General features: G+C 42.2%; 19 protein-coding genes and 2 tRNA genes. 11 read left to right on the forward strand and 10 right to left on the reverse strand.

Annotated elements, in window-relative coordinates:
- Positions 1-89 precede the first annotated feature (89 nt).
- The 5 genes from A4G13_RS05290 (at position 90) to A4G13_RS05310 (ending at position 6085) form a co-directional block, all read left to right on the forward strand.
- Complete coding sequence (locus tag A4G13_RS05290; protein WP_090656616.1) at positions 90-2198, forward strand: transglycosylase SLT domain-containing protein; 2109 nt, start codon at positions 90-92, stop codon at positions 2196-2198.
- A gap of 34 nt (positions 2199-2232) precedes the next feature.
- A complete protein-coding gene (gene trpR, locus A4G13_RS05295; RefSeq protein ID WP_011200738.1) occupies positions 2233-2538 on the forward strand; it encodes a trp operon repressor in 306 nt (101 codons plus the stop codon).
- Positions 2519-3253 carry a monofunctional biosynthetic peptidoglycan transglycosylase gene (mtgA, locus tag A4G13_RS05300; RefSeq protein WP_011200739.1) on the forward strand — a complete coding sequence of 245 codons (735 nt, stop codon included), beginning with the start codon at positions 2519-2521 and terminating at the stop codon, positions 3251-3253. The genes trpR and mtgA overlap by 20 nt, the downstream gene beginning before the upstream one ends.
- A 62-nt stretch (positions 3254-3315) precedes the next feature.
- The gene (locus tag A4G13_RS05305; RefSeq protein ID WP_207945331.1) at positions 3316-4065 is read left to right on the forward strand and encodes an SDR family oxidoreductase; all 750 of its coding nucleotides are present in this window, start codon (positions 3316-3318) and stop codon (positions 4063-4065) included.
- Between the two features lie 70 nt (positions 4066-4135).
- Complete coding sequence (locus A4G13_RS05310; RefSeq protein WP_090656619.1) at positions 4136-6085, forward strand: LTA synthase family protein; 1950 nt, start codon at positions 4136-4138, stop codon at positions 6083-6085.
- A gap of 236 nt (positions 6086-6321) precedes the next feature.
- Here A4G13_RS05310 and A4G13_RS05315 read toward each other — a convergent pair.
- The 3 genes from A4G13_RS05315 to dnaQ form a co-directional block, all read right to left on the reverse strand.
- Positions 6322-6398, reverse strand: a tRNA-Asp gene (locus A4G13_RS05315).
- A gap of 13 nt (positions 6399-6411) precedes the next feature.
- Positions 6412-6488 (reverse strand) — tRNA-Asp (locus tag A4G13_RS05320).
- Between the two features lie 127 nt (positions 6489-6615).
- On the reverse strand, positions 6616-7398 hold the full coding sequence (dnaQ, locus tag A4G13_RS05325; RefSeq protein WP_090656622.1) for a DNA polymerase III subunit epsilon: 783 nt from the start codon (positions 7396-7398) through the stop codon (positions 6616-6618).
- A gap of 70 nt (positions 7399-7468) precedes the next feature.
- Here dnaQ and rnhA point away from each other — a divergent pair, with 70 nt between their 5' ends.
- On the forward strand, positions 7469-7933 hold the full coding sequence (gene rnhA, locus A4G13_RS05330) for a ribonuclease HI (RefSeq protein ID WP_041640216.1): 465 nt from the start codon (positions 7469-7471) through the stop codon (positions 7931-7933).
- A 75-nt stretch (positions 7934-8008) separates the two neighbouring features.
- Here the strand turns inward: rnhA and A4G13_RS05335 are convergent, their stop codons facing one another.
- Positions 8009-8353: a DUF496 family protein gene (locus A4G13_RS05335; protein ID WP_011200744.1), complete on the reverse strand. Its 345-nt coding sequence runs from the start codon at positions 8351-8353 to the stop codon at positions 8009-8011.
- 215 nt (positions 8354-8568) lie between these two features.
- Here A4G13_RS05335 and serC point away from each other — a divergent pair, with 215 nt between their 5' ends.
- From serC to A4G13_RS05355, 4 genes are all read left to right on the forward strand, one after another.
- Positions 8569-9654 (forward strand): 3-phosphoserine/phosphohydroxythreonine transaminase, encoded by a 1086-nt coding sequence (serC, locus tag A4G13_RS05340; RefSeq protein ID WP_090656625.1) that lies wholly within the window; start codon positions 8569-8571, stop codon positions 9652-9654.
- An 87-nt stretch (positions 9655-9741) separates the two neighbouring features.
- Entirely contained in the window at positions 9742-10842 is a 1101-nt protein-coding gene (gene hisC, locus A4G13_RS05345; protein ID WP_090656634.1) for a histidinol-phosphate transaminase, read from the forward strand.
- Between the two features lie 55 nt (positions 10843-10897).
- Positions 10898-12199 carry a 3-phosphoshikimate 1-carboxyvinyltransferase gene (gene aroA / locus A4G13_RS05350; RefSeq protein ID WP_090656628.1) on the forward strand — a complete coding sequence of 434 codons (1302 nt, stop codon included), beginning with the start codon at positions 10898-10900 and terminating at the stop codon, positions 12197-12199.
- An 11-nt stretch (positions 12200-12210) separates the two neighbouring features.
- Positions 12211-12924, forward strand: a complete 714-nt coding sequence (locus A4G13_RS05355; protein ID WP_011200748.1) for a DUF8095 domain-containing protein — start codon at positions 12211-12213, stop codon at positions 12922-12924.
- A 132-nt stretch (positions 12925-13056) separates the two neighbouring features.
- Here the strand turns inward: A4G13_RS05355 and A4G13_RS05360 are convergent, their stop codons facing one another.
- From A4G13_RS05360 to udk, 6 genes are all read right to left on the reverse strand, one after another.
- Positions 13057-13893 (reverse strand): IS3 family transposase, encoded by an 837-nt coding sequence (locus A4G13_RS05360; protein ID WP_165898047.1) that lies wholly within the window; start codon positions 13891-13893, stop codon positions 13057-13059.
- Positions 13881-14195, reverse strand: coding sequence for a transposase (locus tag A4G13_RS05365; RefSeq protein ID WP_165898014.1), 315 nt, complete (start codon positions 14193-14195; stop codon positions 13881-13883). The genes A4G13_RS05360 and A4G13_RS05365 overlap by 13 nt, the downstream gene beginning before the upstream one ends.
- Positions 14196-14761: 566 nt before the next feature.
- On the reverse strand, positions 14762-15955 hold the full coding sequence (locus A4G13_RS05370) for a sugar transporter (protein ID WP_090655251.1): 1194 nt from the start codon (positions 15953-15955) through the stop codon (positions 14762-14764).
- On the reverse strand, positions 15956-17317 hold the full coding sequence (locus A4G13_RS05375; protein ID WP_090655247.1) for a hypothetical protein: 1362 nt from the start codon (positions 17315-17317) through the stop codon (positions 15956-15958).
- Between the two features lie 7 nt (positions 17318-17324).
- The gene (gene dcd / locus A4G13_RS05380; RefSeq protein ID WP_011200752.1) at positions 17325-17909 is read right to left on the reverse strand and encodes a dCTP deaminase; all 585 of its coding nucleotides are present in this window, start codon (positions 17907-17909) and stop codon (positions 17325-17327) included.
- 12 nt (positions 17910-17921) lie between these two features.
- Positions 17922-18572, reverse strand: a complete 651-nt coding sequence (gene udk, locus A4G13_RS05385; protein WP_011200753.1) for a uridine kinase — start codon at positions 18570-18572, stop codon at positions 17922-17924.
- Positions 18573-18793: 221 nt separating this feature from the next.
- On the opposite strand from udk, the gene A4G13_RS05390 reads away from it, so the two are divergent.
- Positions 18794-19834, forward strand: a complete 1041-nt coding sequence (locus A4G13_RS05390) for an ABC transporter substrate-binding protein (protein ID WP_011200754.1) — start codon at positions 18794-18796, stop codon at positions 19832-19834.
- The last annotated feature ends 79 nt before the right edge of the window (positions 19835-19913 follow it).

Consider the following 19913-nt stretch of genomic DNA (forward strand, 5'->3'; position numbering starts at 1 on the left):
TACTACATCGGGTTTTATTTTTATATTAGGGCCGTTTATCTTTTATAAGCGGATCCTACTGTCTGACAAATCAAGCAAATAGGGCTCTTATGAACTTTTCTCGCTACGCACTCGCGCTATTCTCTTTCGGCGCCGTTATGCCGGTCATTGCGGCGGAACAATCTTTGTCACAACAACGTGAAATCTATCAAAAAATCAACCAATTACTCAGCATCTCACAAAGCGAAAACACGCAAAATATCGCCAAAGCGTTGCTTGATGAAATGAAAGACTATCCGCTTTATCCCTATGCCGAATACAAGCTTATCAGCAGTAATTTGGCTAATACGGATTTCGCCCAAATTGAAGCCTACCTACAACGCCGGAAGGATTTCCCGCTTGCTAAAAATCTGACTAAACAATGGGTTATACAACACCAAAGTAATCAGGACTGGCAAGGTATTTTAGCCAATCAAGACAAACTGCCTAAAGATATTGTCAGCCAATGCGCACTGTTACAGGCAAAATCGCCAATCTCACCGGTGATCGATACGAATAATCAGAATGCGCTGAAAAGTGCGGTCAATTCCGCCCAAATTTTAACTGAAAAAGCCGAACATCCGTTACCGCAGGCGGAGCTGGAAAAATTATGGTTAACAGGAAACAGCTTGCCAAAAGCTTGTGATCCAATCTTAAACCAATGGAATCAAACGGGCGGTCTAACGGCAGATCTGATTCGCCGGCGCGCCGTTTTGGCGCTTGAGCAAGGTAATTCAGGCTTGTTGACCCATTTATCCGCGCAAACTCAGGATACCGGCTTACAAAACTGGCTTAAAACACTGGCTGCAATACAAAAAGCCCCGCAAAAACTGAAAGATCCGGCAAATCCCTTTAACCCGGATAAATTAGAACCTAATACGCAAAACAAACGTATTGCAAAAGCCTTGTTTCCTTCTTTTGTCAGAACGATTAAAGATAATGAAGTCGGCGATCCGCAAAGGTTGCTTGCACAGTTTGACGGTTGGGCAAAACGCTTTAATTTAACCGCGGAAGAAACAACCGATTGGGAAATTGCGGTCATCAGCCAATTATTTGACAGTCCGAACACCCTTTTACAGCAATGGCGAGATACGGAATTAAAAAATCTGAAAGCGGACAAATTAACCGAGCGCCGAATCCGCATGGCAATCCGCAATAAAGAAGATATTAAGCCTTGGCTTACATTGCTTTCCGATAAGGCTAAAAATGCTGACGAATGGAAATATTGGACGGCCAAAACCTTACAGCGTTCAACGGATAAAGCGGAACAAAATCAGGCTAATGCCTTATTGTCTTCCCTATTAAATCAACGGGGATTTTATCCGATGCTGGCGACACAGGAGCTGGGAAGAACATACCAAATTAATTTACGGAATGAAGAAAATCTAGCAAAACCGACGGCTTCATCCAAACCGGAAAATCCAGCTCCGGCTAAACCTTCCGCGCAAGAGTTAACGGCGCAAAAATACGCTGCGGAATTAAGTCGCATTGAAGAACTGCGTATTTTGGCAGATACCAATAACATGAATACGGAATGGCGGAGTTTATTCGCCCGCGCAAATTTTGACGAGCAAATCGCCCTCACCGAATATGCGCGGGATAAGCAATGGTTTGATCTGCAGGTCGAAGGCACCATTTTAGCAAAAGCCTGGAATCATATCTCGCTGCGTTTGCCGAACGCTTATCCGCAATGGTTTGATTTGTTATTAAAAAACAAAAAAATCGACCGCACTTTTGCTATGGCGATTGCCCGTCAGGAAAGCGCCTGGAAACCTTATGTGACGTCTTCCGCCGATGCCCGGGGTTTAATGCAGTTATTACCAAGCACGGCGAAACTAACGGCACAAAAAGCCGGCTTGCCTTACAGTAATGCCAATCAATTATATGACCCCTTCAATAATATTATGTTGGGAACTGCTCATTTGCAGGAATTACAGGATAAATACGGCAATAACCGCATCTTAATTTCCGCCGCTTACAACGCGGGCGGCAGTCGGGTTGATCAATGGTTAGCCAAATCCGCCGGCAAACTAACCATGGCGGAATTTGTCGCTTCAATTCCATTTTATGAAACCCGCGGTTATGTACAAAACGTCCTTGCTTATGATGCTTATTATCAATTATTGCAAAATAAAAAAGCACAAATCTTTGCCAATGAGGAATACAATAGATTATACTAGTTTAATAGTATGATAGAGAAAGCAAGGAGTTTTTATGTACATTAGCCGTAATATGGAACAATGGACAAAATTTATCGAAACCTTACGGATTGCCTTTAATGACGGGAAAGAACAGGATCTACTCACTCTTCTTTTGACGCCGGACGAGCGGGACGCTATTGGTCTACGCTTACAAATTGTGGCACAATTATTAGATAAAAAAATTCCGCAACGTGAAATTCAGCAAAATTTAAATACCAGTGCCGCCACCATTACACGCGGCTCAAATATGCTAAAATTAATGTCTCCTGATTTTATGGAATGGGTGAAAAAGCATACTAATGAGACTGAAAACACTTAAGTTTCCGTTTGTTAACAAAAAAAACACCCGCACTTTTAAGAAAAAGTGCGGTCGTTTTTTATCTTACTTTATCGGCCTGACCGTTGCCCTTACCTTTCTTTTCCGGTTCGTGCCTATTCCCTTTTCCGCTTATATGGCGGAACAAAAACTTGCCCATATAATACAATTGGATTTTGATTATAAAGTCAATTACGATTGGATAAGCCTTGAAGACATCTCTCCCTATATGCAGCTGGCTGTCATTGCAGCGGAAGATCAAAATTTTCCTAATCACGGCGGATTTGACTGGAACGCCATTAAAAGTGCGATAAAATACAATGAAAAATCTTCCCGCATACGGGGCGCTTCCACCATTTCCCAACAAACGGCAAAAAATATGTTTCTTTGGCACGGGCAAAGCTGGATCCGCAAAGGCATCGAAGTGCCGGTAACCTTCATGCTCGAAACCCTGTGGTCAAAAAAAAGAATTCTTGAAGTTTATTTAAATATTGCCGAATTCGGTAACGGTATTTTCGGCGTTGAAGCGGCAAGCCGCTATTATTTTAAAAAACCGGCCAAGCGCTTAACCCAATCGGAAGCCGCATTATTAGCCGCAGTACTACCGAACCCGATTATTTATAAAGCAAACAGACCGAGCCTGTTGGTCAGAAAAAAGCAGGCATGGATTATTCGCCAAATGAATTCGTTGGGCTTAAATTATCTGAAAAAATTATAAAAATCATTATTTCGGCTAAATTGAGCCTGTGATAAATAATTATCCATAACATAAGGAGAACAATTATGGCAATTTTAATAACCGGTGCTTCGGCGGGATTTGGTAAAGCGGCTTGTATAACCTTGGTCAAAGCGGGTTATAAAGTTATCGGTGCGGCGCGCCGTTTAGAAAAATTAACCGAATTAAAACAACAACTTGGTGAGAATTTTTATCCTCTACAAATGGATGTATCGCAAACTGCCGAAATTGACAGCGCACTTGCAAGCCTTCCCGCAGACTGGGCGGAAATTGAGCTTTTAGTCAATAATGCGGGGCTCGCTCTCGGGCTTGAACCTGCTTATAAAGTCAATTTTGACGACTGGCTCACCATGATTAATACCAATATTATCGGACTGACTTATCTCACCCGCCAAATTCTGCCGCAAATGGTAGAACGCAATAAGGGGCATATCATCAACCTCGGCTCTATTGCCGGCACTTATCCGTATCCGGGCGGTAACGTATACGGCGCAACCAAAGCATTCGTTAAACAATTCAGTTTAAATTTACGTGCCGATCTAGCGGGCACCGCCGTGCGCGTGAGCAACATTGAACCCGGGTTATGCGGCGGTACGGAATTTTCCAACGTGCGTTTTAAAGGTGACGATGAAAAGGCGGCGAACGTTTATAAAAATACGTTGTCTATCCAACCTGAAGATATTGCCAATACTATCCTTTGGATTTATCAGCAACCCGCACATGTGAACATCAACCGCATTGAAATCATGCCGATCAGCCAAAGCAGCGGCGCATTGAATGTTGTTAGAGAATAGCATAGCGTTTCTCTGACTGACTAGGATGTAAAGGGATTAATTGCATTCATTCAAAAATTATAAGGAAATTATGAAAAACCTGAAGCGCCTTTTAGGGGCAAGTTACCCTATTATTATTTTTTTACCGGTTAACCTCGTCGTCTTATCATTAAGCCGATTGGGGTTATCCCTTTGGCAATCAGAGCGGGTTGATGCGACTCAAGGCTGGGCGGAATTATTTCTTCAAGGAATGAGGGTTGATTTAGCAAGTCTTTGCTGGTTGTTCTTCCCGCTTATTTTGCTCGGTACGTTATTTAGCGGTAACAATAAATTCGGCAAAATAATTCAGTGGATTATCAAACTCGGATTAACGGTTTTCAGTACATTCTTCGTCTTTATGGAACTGGCGACGCCGGCTTTCATCAAAACTTACGATTACCGTCCTAACCGTCTTTTCGTCGAATATCTGAACACCCCCAAAGAAGTATTCACCATGCTGGTTCACGGACATTTGGCGGCATTAATTTCTACCGTAATTTTGACCGCACTTTTTGCCGTCATTTTTTGGAAATTCGCACAAAAACTAAGCCGGGATCTTTATTTTTCTAAGTGGAAATATCGTCCTGTGTTATTTTTAATCCTGGGGCTCCTTGCATTTATCGGCGCACGTTCTTCTTTCGAACACCGTAGTCTGAATCCTTCTATGGTGGCATTTTCCAATGATGCTTTAGTGAATTCTCTCGTTCTGAATTCCGGCTATTCCGTTCTTTTTGCCGTTCAGCAAATGAAAGACGAAAGCAACTCTTCTGAAATTTACGGGAAAATGCCGTTAGAAGAAGTGGTAAACACATTAAAAGGGCTCAATCCCCGCCCGGAGACCGCTTATATTTCCGCAGAATTACCTACACTAACCCATAATCAGGCGAGCTATCAAGGCAAGCCTAAAAATCTGGTTATTCTGTTACAGGAAAGTCTGGGTGCACAGTTTATCGGTACCTTAGGCGGCAAACCGCTTTCGCCAAATATTGACGAACTGGCTAAAGAAGGATGGTTATTTGATAATCTGTATGCCACCGGCACTCGTTCCGTCCGGGGGATTGAAGCAATCATTACAGGTTTTACCCCGACACCGGCACGTGCGGTAGTAAAACTGCAGGGAAGCCAGGATAATTTCTTTACTATTGCCGACTTACTCAAACAGCAAGGTTATGACACATCATTTATTTACGGCGGAGAGAAACACTTTGATAATATGGCGAGTTTTTTCTATGGCAACGGGTTTACACGTATTATTGATCAAGCGGATTATTCTAATCCTACATTTTCCGGTACTTGGGGAGTTAGTGACGAAGATCTGTTAAATAAAGCGAACGAAACCTTCGAAAGCCTGCATCAACAGGGAAAACCGTTTTTTAGTCTGGTATTCAGCTCAAGCAATCATGATCCTTTTGAATTTCCGGAAGGTAAAATCCAGCTTTATGAACAGCCTCAGGCGACACGCAATAATGCGGCGAAATATGCCGATTACGCACTAGGCGAATTTTTCAAAAAAGCGAAACAGGCAAACTATTGGAAAGACACGGTGTTTATCATCATCGCAGACCACGACTCCCGGGTTAACGGGCAACAACTGGTACCTATTAAGCATTTTCATATTCCGGCTCTCGTTTTAGGGGCTGATATCGAACCTAAACGGGATCACCGATTAATCAGCCAGATCGACATACCGCCTACATTACTTTCATTAATCGGTATCAGCGGAGATTATCCGATGATAGGCTTTGATCTTACCAAAGCTGAAAATCCAAACAGGGCATTAATGCAATTTGATAAAAATCTTGCTTATATGCGTGATAACCGAGTTGCGATTTTGCAGCCGAATAAACCTGCGACAGGCTTTATTTACGATGAAAGAACAGGCGACCTAACCGCAGCAAGCCTCCCTGAGAATATGGCAAAAGAAGCGTTAGCATATGCACTTTGGGGCAGTTACGCCTATAAAAACAAACTGTATAAAAGCGATTATCTGTTAAAAAAATAGTTGCTTATTAATCAGTTAAAAGTGCGGTGAAAACTAGACAAGATTTTAGCTCAACTTTACATATTACAAAAAGCCCTCAACAGGGCTTTTATGTTAATTTGTATGATTTAGTGTAGGACTGAAAATAATTCTATCGGCTTTCTGAATGTAATAAACAGACCCTAATATAGTGAATTTTATTCAATATAAAAATAATTTATGGTTTTGCTAAGAAAAAGAATCTTTGATGAGAATAATGGCGGAACGGACGGGACTCGAACCCGCGACCCCCTGCGTGACAGGCAGGTATTCTAACCAGCTGAACTACCGCTCCGTATTAGAATAATTGGCGGAATGGACGGGACTCGAACCCGCGACCCCCTGCGTGACAGGCAGGTATTCTAACCAGCTGAACTACCACTCCGCACAGGTGAGGCAAATAATAATGGTGAAAGGAGAATCCGTCAACTACTTTTTACAAAGAAATGTTTACTTGCTTAAATCGTAAACGAATTAAACCCCGCTAATTTTCAAATATACAACTACAAACGCTAATGCTGCGTTTCTTCATTAGAATCCGAACCAAGGCGTTTTTCCCACAGGCAATTATCCTTGCTTTTTTTATTAATTAATTTGATGTATTCAAGGTGTGCCTGTAATTCCTCGTCCGTAGGTTGCAACAGGGATAAATGATGCGCTACTTTATCCGCATTTTGCGCCAAAATCTGTGCTTTAGCCGAATGAATATCGGCAAGTTCGGGCTCATTGTCGTCAAATAAACTTGTCTGGCCGCCCGTCATCACTAAATAAACATCACCCAGAATCTCAGCATCCAGCAATGCGCCGTGAAGAACACGTTTGGTATTATCAATACCAAGACGGTCACAAAGGGCGTCTAAACTGTTACGTTTGCCGGGATACATTTGACGGGCAAGCTGTAACGTATCGGTAACCGAGCAAATATCCGCCGTTTTAACGTCAATATGGTGTTTGCGAAATTCATAATCCATAAATCCCACGTCGAAGGGCGCGTTATGAATCAATAATTCGGCACCTTTGATAAAATCAATGAATTCCTGCGCGACTTCGGTGAAAACCGGTTTGTCCTCCAGCATTTCATCGGTAATACCATGTACTTTAATCGCCTCAGGGTCCACCAGTCGATCCGGTTTGATATAAAGATGCAGTTTTCTGCCCGTATATCGACGATTAATCATTTCCACAGCGCCAATCTCAATGATGCAATGCCCTTCATAATGGGCGCCGAATTGGTTCATACCTGTGGTTTCCGTATCCAGCAATATTTGGCGATTTAAATCAATTTCAACTTTCATTTTCTTAAACTGTCTATTTATGGGGTTTTAGGTTATTATTCTGCGATGATTTTACAGATTGTATCAAATTATGCGTAAACAAATTGAAATTTTTACAGACGGATCTTGCCTGGGCAATCCCGGTGCCGGCGGCATTGGTGTCGTACTGCGCTATAAGCAGCATGAAAAAACCCTCTCGCAGGGATATTTTAAAACCACCAATAACCGAATGGAACTGCGCGCCGTGATAGAAGCGCTGAATCTATTAAAAGAGCCTTGCGCCGTTACATTGCACAGCGACAGCCAATATATGAAAAACGGCATAACTCAATGGATTTTTAACTGGAAAAAGAAAAATTGGAAAGCCAGTAACGGCAAACCGGTTAAAAATCAGGATTTGTGGATGGCGCTTGATAATGCCGTCCAGGCGCATACAATTGACTGGCGTTGGGTAAAAGGCCATTCCGGGCACCGAGAAAACGAACTATGCGACCAACTGGCAAAGCAAGGGGCGGAAAACCCAACCTTGGAAGACATCGGCTATCAGCCGGACTAAAACAAGATTAAACAAAAAGTGCGGTGAAAAATCACAAAATTTTCACCGCACTTTTAATTTTTTAAGGTTTTGTTATTAATCGTCCGCTTTTTTCAATAACTCGGCATGGGCTTTTTTCTGCGCTTTCATTTTTTCTTTAATTTCGCGACGTTCTTTTGAAAGATCCGCATTGCGAATCATGTAATCGTCCACACGGCCTTCATAGTCATCACGCATGTTTTCAATAATCGCGCGGATATCTTCAACGCTCATATCATTGGTAATATATTGACTTAAGTTGTCTAACAGAAGCACACGTTTTTGGTTATCGCGAATTTTACGGTCATTATCGCCGATATCACGCAATAATTTATTTCTTAAACGGTATAAACGTACATATTCTAAAACGTCTTGGAATGATTGTTTGTTTACATTTTCCATAATCCTACTCTCTATAATTTAGGTTAAAGACTTAAAATCTCGTCACAATGTAGCCTGTTTTCTTCCCCTCGTCAAAGAGTTATATGGCTTTTTGTAAGTCAGATCAAATTTTTTCGGGAATTCATTAAAATTCGTTGCTTAGAATAGTGCAAGGTGATAAAAATAAGGGCACTATTTTTCAATTCTCATAACCAAATCAATTAGGAAGCAAAATCATGTCAAACGTATTTAATTTCAGTGCAGGACCTGCAATGATGCCGCCTGCCGTTCTGAAAAAAGCACAGGAAGAATTATTAAACTGGCAAGGTCAGGGAACGTCGGTGATGGAAATAAGCCATCGCGGCAAATATTTTATGGAATTAATTACGCAGGCAGACAAAGATTTCCGTGAGTTATACAATATCCCCGAAAACTATAAAATATTATTCTTGCAAGGCGGGGCGCGCGGTCAATTTGCCGCCATTCCGATGAATTTAGCCAATAATAAAGGCAAAGCCCTCTATCTGAATACCGGTCATTGGTCTGCCACCGCGGCGAAAGAAGCCCGTAACTTTACAGAAGTGGACGAACTCAATATTACCGAACAAATTAACGGTTTAACCCGAGTCAATCGTTTGGATTTCAGTGATATCGCCGAACAATACGACTACGTACATTATTGTCCGAACGAAACTATTACCGGCGTTGAAATTAATGAAATCCCAAATGTCGGCAATGCCGTTTTAGTGGCGGATATGTCGTCAAATATTATGGCGCGCAAGCTGGATATCAGTAAATTCGGTATTATTTATGCGGGCGCACAAAAAAATTTAGGTCCGGCCGGTATTGTAATCGTTATTGTGCGCGAAGATTTAATCGGTCATGCGCGCAAAGCCACACCCTCAATCTGGAATTATGAAGTTCAGGCAAATGCGGATTCTATGATTAACACCCCGCCGACTTTTGCTTGGTATTTATGCTCGTTAGTCTTTAAAGATTTACTGGCAAACGGCGGTATTGATACCGTTGAAAAACGCAATGCTCAAAAAGCCGCATTGCTGTACGACTATTTAGATCAAACCGCTTTCTATCACAACACCATTGCTAAAGAAAACCGTTCCGTCATGAATGTAACCTTCACAACGGGCGATGACCAATTAAATGCAAAATTTGTTGCGCAAGCCACCGAAGCGGGCTTGCAGGCGCTAAAAGGGCATAAAGTATTCGGCGGTATGCGCGCCTCAATTTATAACGCGATGCCGGTTGAAGGTGTTGAAGCCTTAATTGCATTTATGAAAAAATTCGAAGCGGAAAACGCTTAATCTTCATATATCCTAAAGGCGGGCTTGGTAGTCCGCCCGAATTTCAAAACAACCATTCCGAATAACCATAAAAGTGCGGTAGAAAATATGACATTTTTACAACAAGCCAACACTGGCGTGCAAGCTCTTTCTCCTTATCAAGCGGGCAAACCTATTGAAGAATTGGAACGTGAACTTGGCATTTCAAATATCATCAAACTAGCCTCTAACGAAAACCCGTTCGGTTTTCCGGAAAGCGCTAAAAAAGCCATTCAAAACCAACTGGATAACCTAACCCGCTATCCGGATTCAAACGGTTTTTCCTTAAAAGCCGCCATTGCTGAAAAATTTAATCTGCAACCGGAACAAATCACCTTGGGTAACGGTTCCAACGATCTAATCGAACTGATTGCCCACACTTTCGCCGCAGAAGGTGACGAAATTATTTTTTCCCAATATGCCTTTATTGTGTATCCCTTGATTACTAAAGCCATCAACGCCAAAGCACGCGAAATCCCGGCAAAAAATTGGGGTCATGATTTAGAGGCCTTTTTAGCGGCTATTAATGAAAAAACAAAATTAATTTTTATTGCCAACCCGAATAACCCTACCGGTAACTTTTTAACCGAAGCGGAAATCGACTCGTTTTTAGCCAAAGTGCCGCCGCATATTGTTGTAGCGTTAGATGAAGCCTATACCGAATTTACCGCAAAAGAAGAACGGGTAAATTCACTGGCGTTATTAAAAAAATACCCGAATTTAGTGGTATCCCGGAGCTTATCCAAAGCTTACGGGCTGGCAGGTTTGCGTATCGGTTTTGCCGTATCAAACCCGGAGATTGCCGGCTTGTTTAACCGGGTACGTCAGCCGTTTAATGTCAATAGTCTTGCCCTGGCTGCGGCGGAAGCGGTATTAAACGATGATGATTTCGTAGAAAAAGCGGCTGAAAACAACCGCCGAGAGCTAAAACGTTATGAAGAATTTTGCAAGAAATACGGTTTGCAATATATTCCGTCCAAAGGCAATTTCATTACCATTGATTTCCAACAACCCGCCGCACCGGTTTATGACGCTTTATTGCATGAAGGCGTGATCGTGCGCCCAATCGCCGGCTACGGCATGCCGAATCACTTGCGCATCAGTATCGGATTGCCTGAAGAAAACCAGCGTTTGTTTGATGCGCTAATTAAAATTTTAAATCTGAAGTAATACAAGGGGTATTTACCCCTGTTAAAACCCATAAACAAGGCAAACAGAATATTTAATGGAAAAACTCACTCTTACTCCTATTTCTCACGTAGAAGGTACTGTCAATTTACCGGGCTCAAAAAGCCTGTCAAACCGTGCTCTGCTTTTAGCCGCATTGGCAAAAGGCACAACCCGGGTCACCAATCTGTTGGACAGCGACGACGTCCGCCATATGTTAAACGCCTTAAAACAATTAGGTATAAATTACAGCCTTTCCGAAGACAAATCCGTTTGTGAAGTTCAGGGTTTAGGTAAAGCTTTTGAATGGCAAAACGGTTTAGCACTGTTTTTAGGCAATGCGGGTACGGCAATGCGCCCCTTAACTGCGGCGCTTTGCCTTGCTAATGCCGATTCGGTACCGGCGGAAATTATCCTGACCGGTGAGCCGCGCATGAAAGAGCGCCCCATAAAGCATTTAGTTGACGCCCTGTTACAAGCCGGCGCCGATGTGCAGTATCTTGAACAGGAAGGCTATCCGCCGCTTGCTATCCGTAATACGGGCTTAAAAGGCGGTAAAGTAAAAATCGACGGCTCCGTTTCTTCGCAATTTTTGACCGCACTTTTAATGGCGGCGCCTATGGCGGAACGGGATACCGAAATTGAAATTATCGGCGAACTTGTATCAAAACCCTATATTGATATTACGCTGAACATGATGAAAATTTTTGCAGTAGATGTAGATAATCAGAATTATCAGCGTTTTGTCGTTAAAGGAAATCAACAATATCAATCACCGAATAACTTCCTGGTAGAAGGCGATGCCTCATCGGCGTCTTATTTCCTGGCGGCCGGGGCGATTAAAGGCAAAGTCAGAGTTACCGGTGTCGGCAAAAACAGCATTCAGGGCGACCGCTTATTTGCTGAAGTCTTGGAAAAAATGGGGGCTAAAATCACCTGGGGCGAAGATTATATCGAAGCCGAACGAGGTGAATTGAACGGTATTGACATGGATATGAACCATATTCCTGACGCCGCCATGACGATTGCCACTACCGCCCTTTTCGCCCAAGGCGAAACGATAATCCGCAATATTTACAACTGGCGGGTAAAAGAAACGGATCGTTTGAGCGCCATGGCAACGGAATTGCGTAAAGTAGGCGCCGAAGTTGAAGAAGGTGAAGATTTTATTCGAATTCAACCTCCGGCGTCGGATCAGTTCAAGCATGCGGAAATCGAGACTTATAATGATCACCGTATGGCGATGTGTTTTGCTTTAGTCGCGCTTTCAAACACCGCGGTTACTATTTGCGATCCAAAATGTACGGCAAAAACATTCCCGACCTTTTTCGATGAGTTTTCCGCCATTGCAACGGTATAAAAACAGGGCGTATGATGAAAAAATGGCTTTTAACCGCGATTAGCGGCGTATTCTTAACCGCTTGTGGCTCAAGTTCAAAAAGTGGAAACGACTTAAAATACATTGCTTATCAAGATCTAGACGGCAAAACGCAGCAAGTTGCTTTTTTAAAAACGTTATCAACAGAGAACAACGCTGATCCGAAAACCTCAATTAGCGGAGAAGCATTACAAAAAGCCAAATTCGGCAATTTGGATACCCATCAAAAAATAGGCGATATTTATACTATTTACGATGCGCAAGCAAACCCGATGAATGTAATTTTTGTTATTCCAAGCCGGGGAAAATCCTTTAGCCCGCACAAAGCGGATGATATGGCGCAGCTTGCGAAAGAAAAATCCTTTGATTTTTACGAATTCGGTAAAGCACGTATCGCCCATAGCCAATTCTCCGCTAAATCCGCTATTTGCCGGGATTATAAAGCGAAATCCGGCGTAGATGTGAAAATCGCTACCACCTATTACCTGGATTCCGGCGGGGAAAACTACTTGGCAACACTCGTCGGTGCCCAAGCCAGCCGAAAAAACGGAGAAATCCGAAAATTCACCTATTCGCCGAGCTTTAATATTGATAATAAAAAATTGCAGGAACAAATTCAGCGGGAAGTTAGCTCTCACGGCGAAAAAGTGGCAAAAAGCAATGTGATTGAAAAACTAAGCGTATTGGAAAACATTGTTTGCCGATAATCGCCTTGTCGCTACCATGTGCAACCCTCTGAAGTCACGCCGTAGCCTACGATTTCCGCATAAATATAACATTATTTTCGCGCCCACCTTTACGGAAGGAGCTGTTGCGTAGCGACTGAGTGTAGTGGTCAACTAATTTAACAGTCTCCGATAAGTTGTTTTTGCTAAAATCGGAGATAGACCTTGATTATAGCTATGTGGGCGAATGTGATTATAATACATCACATATTCTCTCACATCATTTACAGCACTTTCAAAATCACTATAACCACCTTTCAGCATCCATTCATATTTAAAACTTCGAAACCAACGCTCCACCGGCGCATTGTCCCAACAGTTACCACGACGGCTCATACTTTGTGTAAGCCCATGTTTCTTAACTGAATCAGTAAAGATTTCACTGCCATAAATACTACCTTGGTCTGAATGGAACAACATTCGCTCCGTGCGTTCAATATTCAGCATCGCATGATTCAGTGCATCTTTAACCAGCTCACTATCATGATAGCGACTTAGCTTCCAACCGACGACTTGACGATTTAATAAATTAATTACCACTGCTAAATAGCACCATATCCCATTGATTTTTATATAGGTCGTGTCACCACATAGCACGGTCGTTTGGCTATCAGGCGTAAATTCTCGACTTAGTATATTCTCAAAAACTTGACTGTTTCCTTTACTAGGATTGCGCCATTTTTGCGGTTGCTTACTAAATAATCCTTGCTTATTCATTAACTTACGAATTAAATACAACCCCACAAAAATACCTTTCTCTTTCAAATGCGATTGAATCGTTCGTTTGCCTGCTGAACTTCGGCTTGCATCAAAAATTGCCTTGATTTCAACGGCTAAAGCTGTGTGTTTCGCTGGCTTTTTGGCTGTGCGCAAATGGGCGTAGTAAGCACTTTCAGACACGCTAAATAGCTCACATAACCGGTTGATTCCTCGCGATTTTAACGTCGTAATGACTTGGTATTTTTGTTTTCGAGTGACATTAAAATCGCTGTAGCCTTTTTTAAAATGGCCTTATCTTCTTCAAGTTCTTTAATACGATTTTCAAGTTCTCGAATTCGTTGTTGTTCTGGGCTAATTGGCTTTGAACCAGCTAAAACGTAACCTTGTTGCTCCGCTTGAACTTGACTTATCCAGCGACGAAGTGCTGTTTCACCCACACCTAACTCTCGGCAAGCTTGAGAAACTGAATATCCTCGTTCAGTCACTAATTTTACTGCTTCAGCTTTATATTCTGCGCTAAATGTTCTTCTCATAATATTTCCTCATTTGTGATGTTATTTTATCACTTATTGAGGACTGCGGAATTAGTCTACCACTACAGAGGGGGGTATTTTCCCACTCCGCCTTTCAGGCACCTCCCCCGACTTCGCGGGGGAGGGAAAGTAACGTTTCGCACCTTCGCCGCTTGGCGCTATCATGTCACAACCCTCTGAAGTCACGCCGTAGCCTAGGGTTTCCGCATAAATGTAACATTATTTTCGCTCCCACCTTTACGGGGGGAGCTGTTGCGTAGCGACTGAGGGGGTATTTTCCCCCTCCGCCTTTCAGGCACCTCCCCCGACTTCGCGGGGGAGGGAAGTAACGTTTCGTAACTTTGCCGCTTGGCGCTATCATGTCACAACCCTCTGAAGTCACGCCGTAGCCTAGGGTTTCCGCATAAATGTAACATTATTTTCGCTCCCACCTTTATGGGGGGAGCTGTCGCGTAGCGACTGAGGGGGGTATTTTCCCACTCCGCCTTTCAGGCCCATCTCCCGACTTCGCGGGGGAGGGCACTACTGTCATAATTATAAATGATGAACTGTTAGCCTATTTTTATTTACTGATTAACAATATTGAGAGGAACCCGACTGAATTTTAAAAACATCAGAATAAACCAAATAATACTTACCGCACCGAGAACCGCCCCCACATAACCGATATTTGCCAAACCTAAATGTTGCATAACCTGATTACCAATTAAGGCGCCGCCGCCGATACCGATATTATAAATGCCCGAATAAATGGCTGTTGCCACATCAGTAGCGTCCGGAGCCAGTTGCAGTACCTTCATCTGCATGGCCAGACTGAGTGCCGAAATTGCAACGCCCCAAATGAAAACCAATGCGAATATCGCACCGGATATGCCACTAACCCCGTATAAACAAATCAATGCCAAAGTTAAAATAGCTACGGAACTCAGTAAAAACTTAATTGGCGCAATACGATAAAGCCGGCTGAACAAAACACTGGCAAACACGCCGGACACACCGAAAATCAACAACACGGCAGTTGCCGTATTAGCCGAAACCCGGCTGATTTGAATCATAAAAGGTTCAATATAACTATAAGCGGTAAAATGCGCAGAAATCACTAAAATAGTGAAAATATACAGTGTAATCAGCATTGGCCGGCGAGCAAGTACCGGTAAACTTTTTAATGAACCGGCGTTTTGACTCGGAATTTTTGGCAATAAGCGAACAATTAAAATTAAAATCAGCGCGGCAAAAACACCAATTAAAGTGAATGTTGTACGCCAGCCGAATGCCTGACCGATAATCCGCCCTAAAGGCAGCCCCAATACCATTGCCAGGGAGGATCCTAACGCTAATAGACCTAAAGCTTGGGTTTTCTTATTTTTCGGTGCAATACGAATAGTTAAGGCGGCTGTAATCGACCAAAAAATAGAATGCGTTAACGCTACGCCGGCACGAGCGATCAACAGCACTTCATAATTCCAAGCAAATGCGGAAAGAATATGACTCGCAATAAATAAAATAAACAGACTGATTAATAAACGGCGACGTTCCAGCTTTGCCGTCATCAGCATGCACGGTAAAGAACATAAGGAAACAATCCAGGCATAGATAGTAATCATCAGCCCTGTGTTTGAGACCGGCATTTGGAAACTATCGGCTATATCACTAAGTAATGCCACCGGCACAAATTCCGTGGTATTAAATACGAATGCGGCAAACGCCATAACAATCACACGGAAATATTCAACACGATTAACCAGTTTTCTATTTAGCATTTAATTAAATTTGTCCTTAATAAAATTTCTTAATTGATGACGAAAGTCTTTATTGATTTCTATTTTATATTGCGGTGAAGTGCAATCATCAAAAAAACGAATTGGTAACGTTAGCTGCTTATATTGCGCATCATTCACACCGATATTTACCATGGCATCACATTTCATAGTTTGCAAATCCGCATATCCTCTGCCCTTTAGAATCAAATCTTCGGTCTGCAGTAACATATTATCAATGTGCAAATTCCGCCCTCGCCAACGAAATTGAGCATTATACTGAATAAACCCCGTTTCTAAATTCTTTAACTTGCCTTCATCATAATTAATAGGAAGGTATTGTCCGATTAACGATAATAAATTCACGCCTTTCAATTTGCCGTTTAATACATTAAGGCTGAAATCCCCGACGGTCGGCTGCTCTTCACTCAAATACAATTCGGCGGTAACATCACTTTTGCCTGAAAGCAAAACCGGCAATTTTAAAATACCTAACAGGGTTTCCAACGGGAAAAATTCGGTTTTAAAGCGTATTATGCTGTTTTGAGGATTAACAGACCGAACATCAATCATTGAATTACAATAATTACAAATTGATGAGGTTAAATTCACTAAATAACCCTGCGGGTTAACACCGGACGCCAGCCACTCGCCCTGAACCCGACCTAAATCTTCATTATTTAGTTTGAGATTTTCTGCGGAAAATTCGTAATTTTCTACCGCACTTTGTTGTGTTGTCAGATAAATTTTATCGGCGGTTAAGGTAAATTGTTTATTATCGGAATAAGCCAATTCATTTAAATCCACACTTGCATTGGTGTCTTTCAATGCGATTCCCTGCGTTAATAACTTAAAGGTCGTGGCAAAATGCAAATTATCATTACTACGGTTTTTCGCCGTTAAATTCAGCTCATATAACCATTGATTATTTCCGCCGTCTAATACTTCTTTGGTTTTTAAAAAATGCAACAAATACTCAAGACGATTGAGATAGAGTGCGGCGGGTTTTAAGGAAAAATTGAGCGAATACAACACCGGCGGAGATTGAGGTTCTGAGCGAATTTCACCGTCGTTAAAACGCATATTACTGATTTTAAAATCACCCAACAGCAATGAGGCGCCGGAAAATTCCGCCGCCACCTGCTCAAAAGCAACGAGGCGGGACGATTCGGGAACAAGATAACGCACTTTATTGGCGGTTAATGTCGGATGCGGTAAAAAACTGAAATCAAGGCTATTCACCTTGATTCCTTGCTTTTGCAGTAAAGTAAGTAATTGAGTTTCAGCCTTATTTTTCTGCCCGTAAAGAAAAGCCAATAAGGCAAAAATCCCTACTAATACGGCGACACTCAATTTCTTCGACATAACAAACCTACTCGTCTTGATTTATACGGCTTGCGACCGCACTTTGCTGATTTTTATATTTTGCGTCCCGCCGACGATTATAAGGGCGGGCGGCATGATTGCTTAAAATCTCAAAACTCAATGCGCCGATAATCATATTCGGACGCAACGCTAAAGGTAATTTCCCGGAATTGTAAAATTCCAATACGATTCTACCCTCCCAACCCGGGTCAATACGATGTGCCGTTACATGAACCATCAACCCCAAACGCGCTAAAGAAGAACGACCGTCTAACCAGCCGATAATATTATCCGGTAATCTCACACTTTCCAAAGTAGTCGCCAACGCTAATACGCCCGGATGCAAAAAGAAGGGTTCGTCATCCCGAATAATGATTTCATCGCTCATTACCCGATCCAATTGCGCACTCACTTCTTCTCTCGGGCCGCTTACATCAATATAAGGTGCCGAATAATCGCGAAAAACCCGAAATGAATTACCTAAACGCAAATCAATAGTCGCACCGTTTATTTTTTCATTACCCGGGCGAGGCGTAATTTCAATAATACCTTCATCCAGATAACGTTCAATGTCCGTGTCGCATAATCTCATATCAATATCCTTTTACTTGCGGCCTAACAAATGTAGAATTTGTGCTTTTAACATATTGATTGCAATACGGTTTTTACCGCCGCGCGGAATAATAATATCCGCATATTGTTTAGAGGGTTCAATAAATTGCAAAAACATCGGTCGCACGGTTTTGCGGTATTGTTCAATGACGGATTCCAAAGAACGACCGCGTTCTTCCATATCCCGTTTTAAGCGACGAATAAAACAAATATCCAACGGCGCGTCAACGAATAAGGACAGGCTTAATTCATTACGTACACGTTCATCGGTTAACAGCAAAATCCCTTCTAAAATAATGACTTTTTTAGGAGTAAAATGCGTCACTTCTTTCATGCGGGTGTGTTCTACATAGCTGTATTGGGGAATATCCACGGATTTACCGGCTTTTAATGCGCGCAAATGTTCAAGCAGCAAATCTCTATCCATTGAATTCGGATGGTCGTAATTGGTTTGGGTACGGGTAGCAAAATCTAAGTGACTTTGATCTTTATAATAACAATCTTCGGAAATAATACTGATATCGTCGCTACCCACCTGATCTCGCAACTCGCGATGCACCGTAGAGGCAATTAAACTTTTACCCGATGCGGAAGCACCGGCAATGGCAATAATAATGCAAGATGAATTTGCTGAATCTGACATGGAAAATTCCTAAAACACGATAAAAATTAGTGCAAATTATAAAGAAAATTTCGTTTTATTTACAGTTATTTAAAGCTTTTCCTCAGATAAACGCTACGAATATCGGAATTTGTGAACCATCTCACGGTATGATGCTCCCGAATGGAGTAAAATTCCTCTTGTTAAATAACATGATAGCCTCATGTTGTATTTCTCCTATCTAATTATAAAGAGGCCTAACAATGAAAATTAAAAAAATTTCTCTTGCTATTTCCACCGCACTTTTAGGTGCCGGTTTAATGTTTAGCGCACAAGCAAATGCCAAAGGTCGCCTTGTGGTGTATTGCAGCGCTACAAATGAAATGTGCGAAGCGGTAACCAAATCATTCGAAAAACAATATGATGTGAAAACCGCATTTATCCGTAACGGTTCCGGCAGTACCTTTGCAAAAATAGAAGCGGAAAAAAACAACCCGCAAGCGGACGTTTGGTACGGAGGTACTTTTGACCCGCAGGCACAAGCCGCCGAAATGGGATTGTTAACCCCTTACCGTTCAAAAAATATTGATGACGTTATGCCTCGCTTCCAGGATCCGGCAAAAATTAAAGGCAACTATGCCTCTGCAATTTACATGGGGATCTTAGGTTTTGGCGTGAATACCGAACGTTTGAAAAAATTAGGCATTAATGAAGTGCCGAAATGCTGGAAAGACTTAGCGGATCCGCGTCTTAAAGGCGAAATTCAAATTGCCGACCCGCAAAGTTCAGGTACGGCTTATACGGCAATCGCCACTTTCGTTCAACTTTGGGGCGAAGATCAAACCTTTGAATTCTTCAAAAAATTACATCCGAATATTTCACAATACACCAAATCCGGTATTACGCCGTCTAACAGTACCGCTCGCGGCGAAGCGACCGTCGGTATCGGTTTCTTACATGATTACGCAGTTCAAAAAGCCGCCGGTGCACCGATTGAGATGATCGTGCCTTGCGAAGGTACAGGCTATGAATTAGGCGGTTTAAGTATTATTAAAGGTGCCCGTAACATGGATAATGCGAAACTATTCGTTGACTACGTATTATCTAAAGAAGGTCAGGAAGTTGCCTGGAGAAAAGGTAACTCTCACCAAACCTTAACCAATATCAAAGCGGAACAATCACCAACCGCCTTTGATCCGACAAAATTAAATTTAATTAATTACGACTTCGAAAAATACGGCGCAAGCGACGAACGCAAACGCTTAATCGAAAAATGGGTCCAAGAAGTGAAACTCGCCAAATAAATAATTACAAAATATTTTATTTTCTGACCGCACTTTTATCTAAAGTGCGGTTTAATTTCCCTTTATTTTAAAAGGAAAC

It is taken from the genome of Basfia succiniciproducens (genome assembly GCF_011455875.1).
Lineage (GTDB): Bacteria > Pseudomonadota > Gammaproteobacteria > Enterobacterales > Pasteurellaceae > Basfia > Basfia succiniciproducens.

Coding starts and splice junctions, on each gene's coding strand:
- A4G13_RS05290 (WP_090656616.1), top strand. CDS start 90: ATGAACTTTTCTCGCTACGCACTCGCGCTATTCTCTTTCGGCGCCGTT.
- trpR (WP_011200738.1), top strand. CDS start 2,233: ATGTACATTAGCCGTAATATGGAACAATGGACAAAATTTATCGAAACC.
- mtgA (WP_011200739.1), top strand. CDS start 2,519: ATGAGACTGAAAACACTTAAGTTTCCGTTTGTTAACAAAAAAAACACC.
- A4G13_RS05310 (WP_090656619.1), top strand. CDS start 4,136: ATGAAAAACCTGAAGCGCCTTTTAGGGGCAAGTTACCCTATTATTATT.
- dnaQ (WP_090656622.1), bottom strand. CDS start 7,398: ATGAAAGTTGAAATTGATTTAAATCGCCAAATATTGCTGGATACGGAA.
- rnhA (WP_041640216.1), top strand. CDS start 7,469: ATGCGTAAACAAATTGAAATTTTTACAGACGGATCTTGCCTGGGCAAT.
- A4G13_RS05335 (WP_011200744.1), bottom strand. CDS start 8,353: ATGGAAAATGTAAACAAACAATCATTCCAAGACGTTTTAGAATATGTA.
- serC (WP_090656625.1), top strand. CDS start 8,569: ATGTCAAACGTATTTAATTTCAGTGCAGGACCTGCAATGATGCCGCCT.
- hisC (WP_090656634.1), top strand. CDS start 9,742: ATGACATTTTTACAACAAGCCAACACTGGCGTGCAAGCTCTTTCTCCT.
- aroA (WP_090656628.1), top strand. CDS start 10,898: ATGGAAAAACTCACTCTTACTCCTATTTCTCACGTAGAAGGTACTGTC.
- A4G13_RS05355 (WP_011200748.1), top strand. CDS start 12,211: ATGATGAAAAAATGGCTTTTAACCGCGATTAGCGGCGTATTCTTAACC.
- A4G13_RS05365 (WP_165898014.1), bottom strand. CDS start 14,195: ATGAGAAGAACATTTAGCGCAGAATATAAAGCTGAAGCAGTAAAATTA.
- A4G13_RS05370 (WP_090655251.1), bottom strand. CDS start 15,955: ATGCTAAATAGAAAACTGGTTAATCGTGTTGAATATTTCCGTGTGATT.
- A4G13_RS05375 (WP_090655247.1), bottom strand. CDS start 17,317: ATGTCGAAGAAATTGAGTGTCGCCGTATTAGTAGGGATTTTTGCCTTA.
- dcd (WP_011200752.1), bottom strand. CDS start 17,909: ATGAGATTATGCGACACGGACATTGAACGTTATCTGGATGAAGGTATT.
- udk (WP_011200753.1), bottom strand. CDS start 18,572: ATGTCAGATTCAGCAAATTCATCTTGCATTATTATTGCCATTGCCGGT.
- A4G13_RS05390 (WP_011200754.1), top strand. CDS start 18,794: ATGAAAATTAAAAAAATTTCTCTTGCTATTTCCACCGCACTTTTAGGT.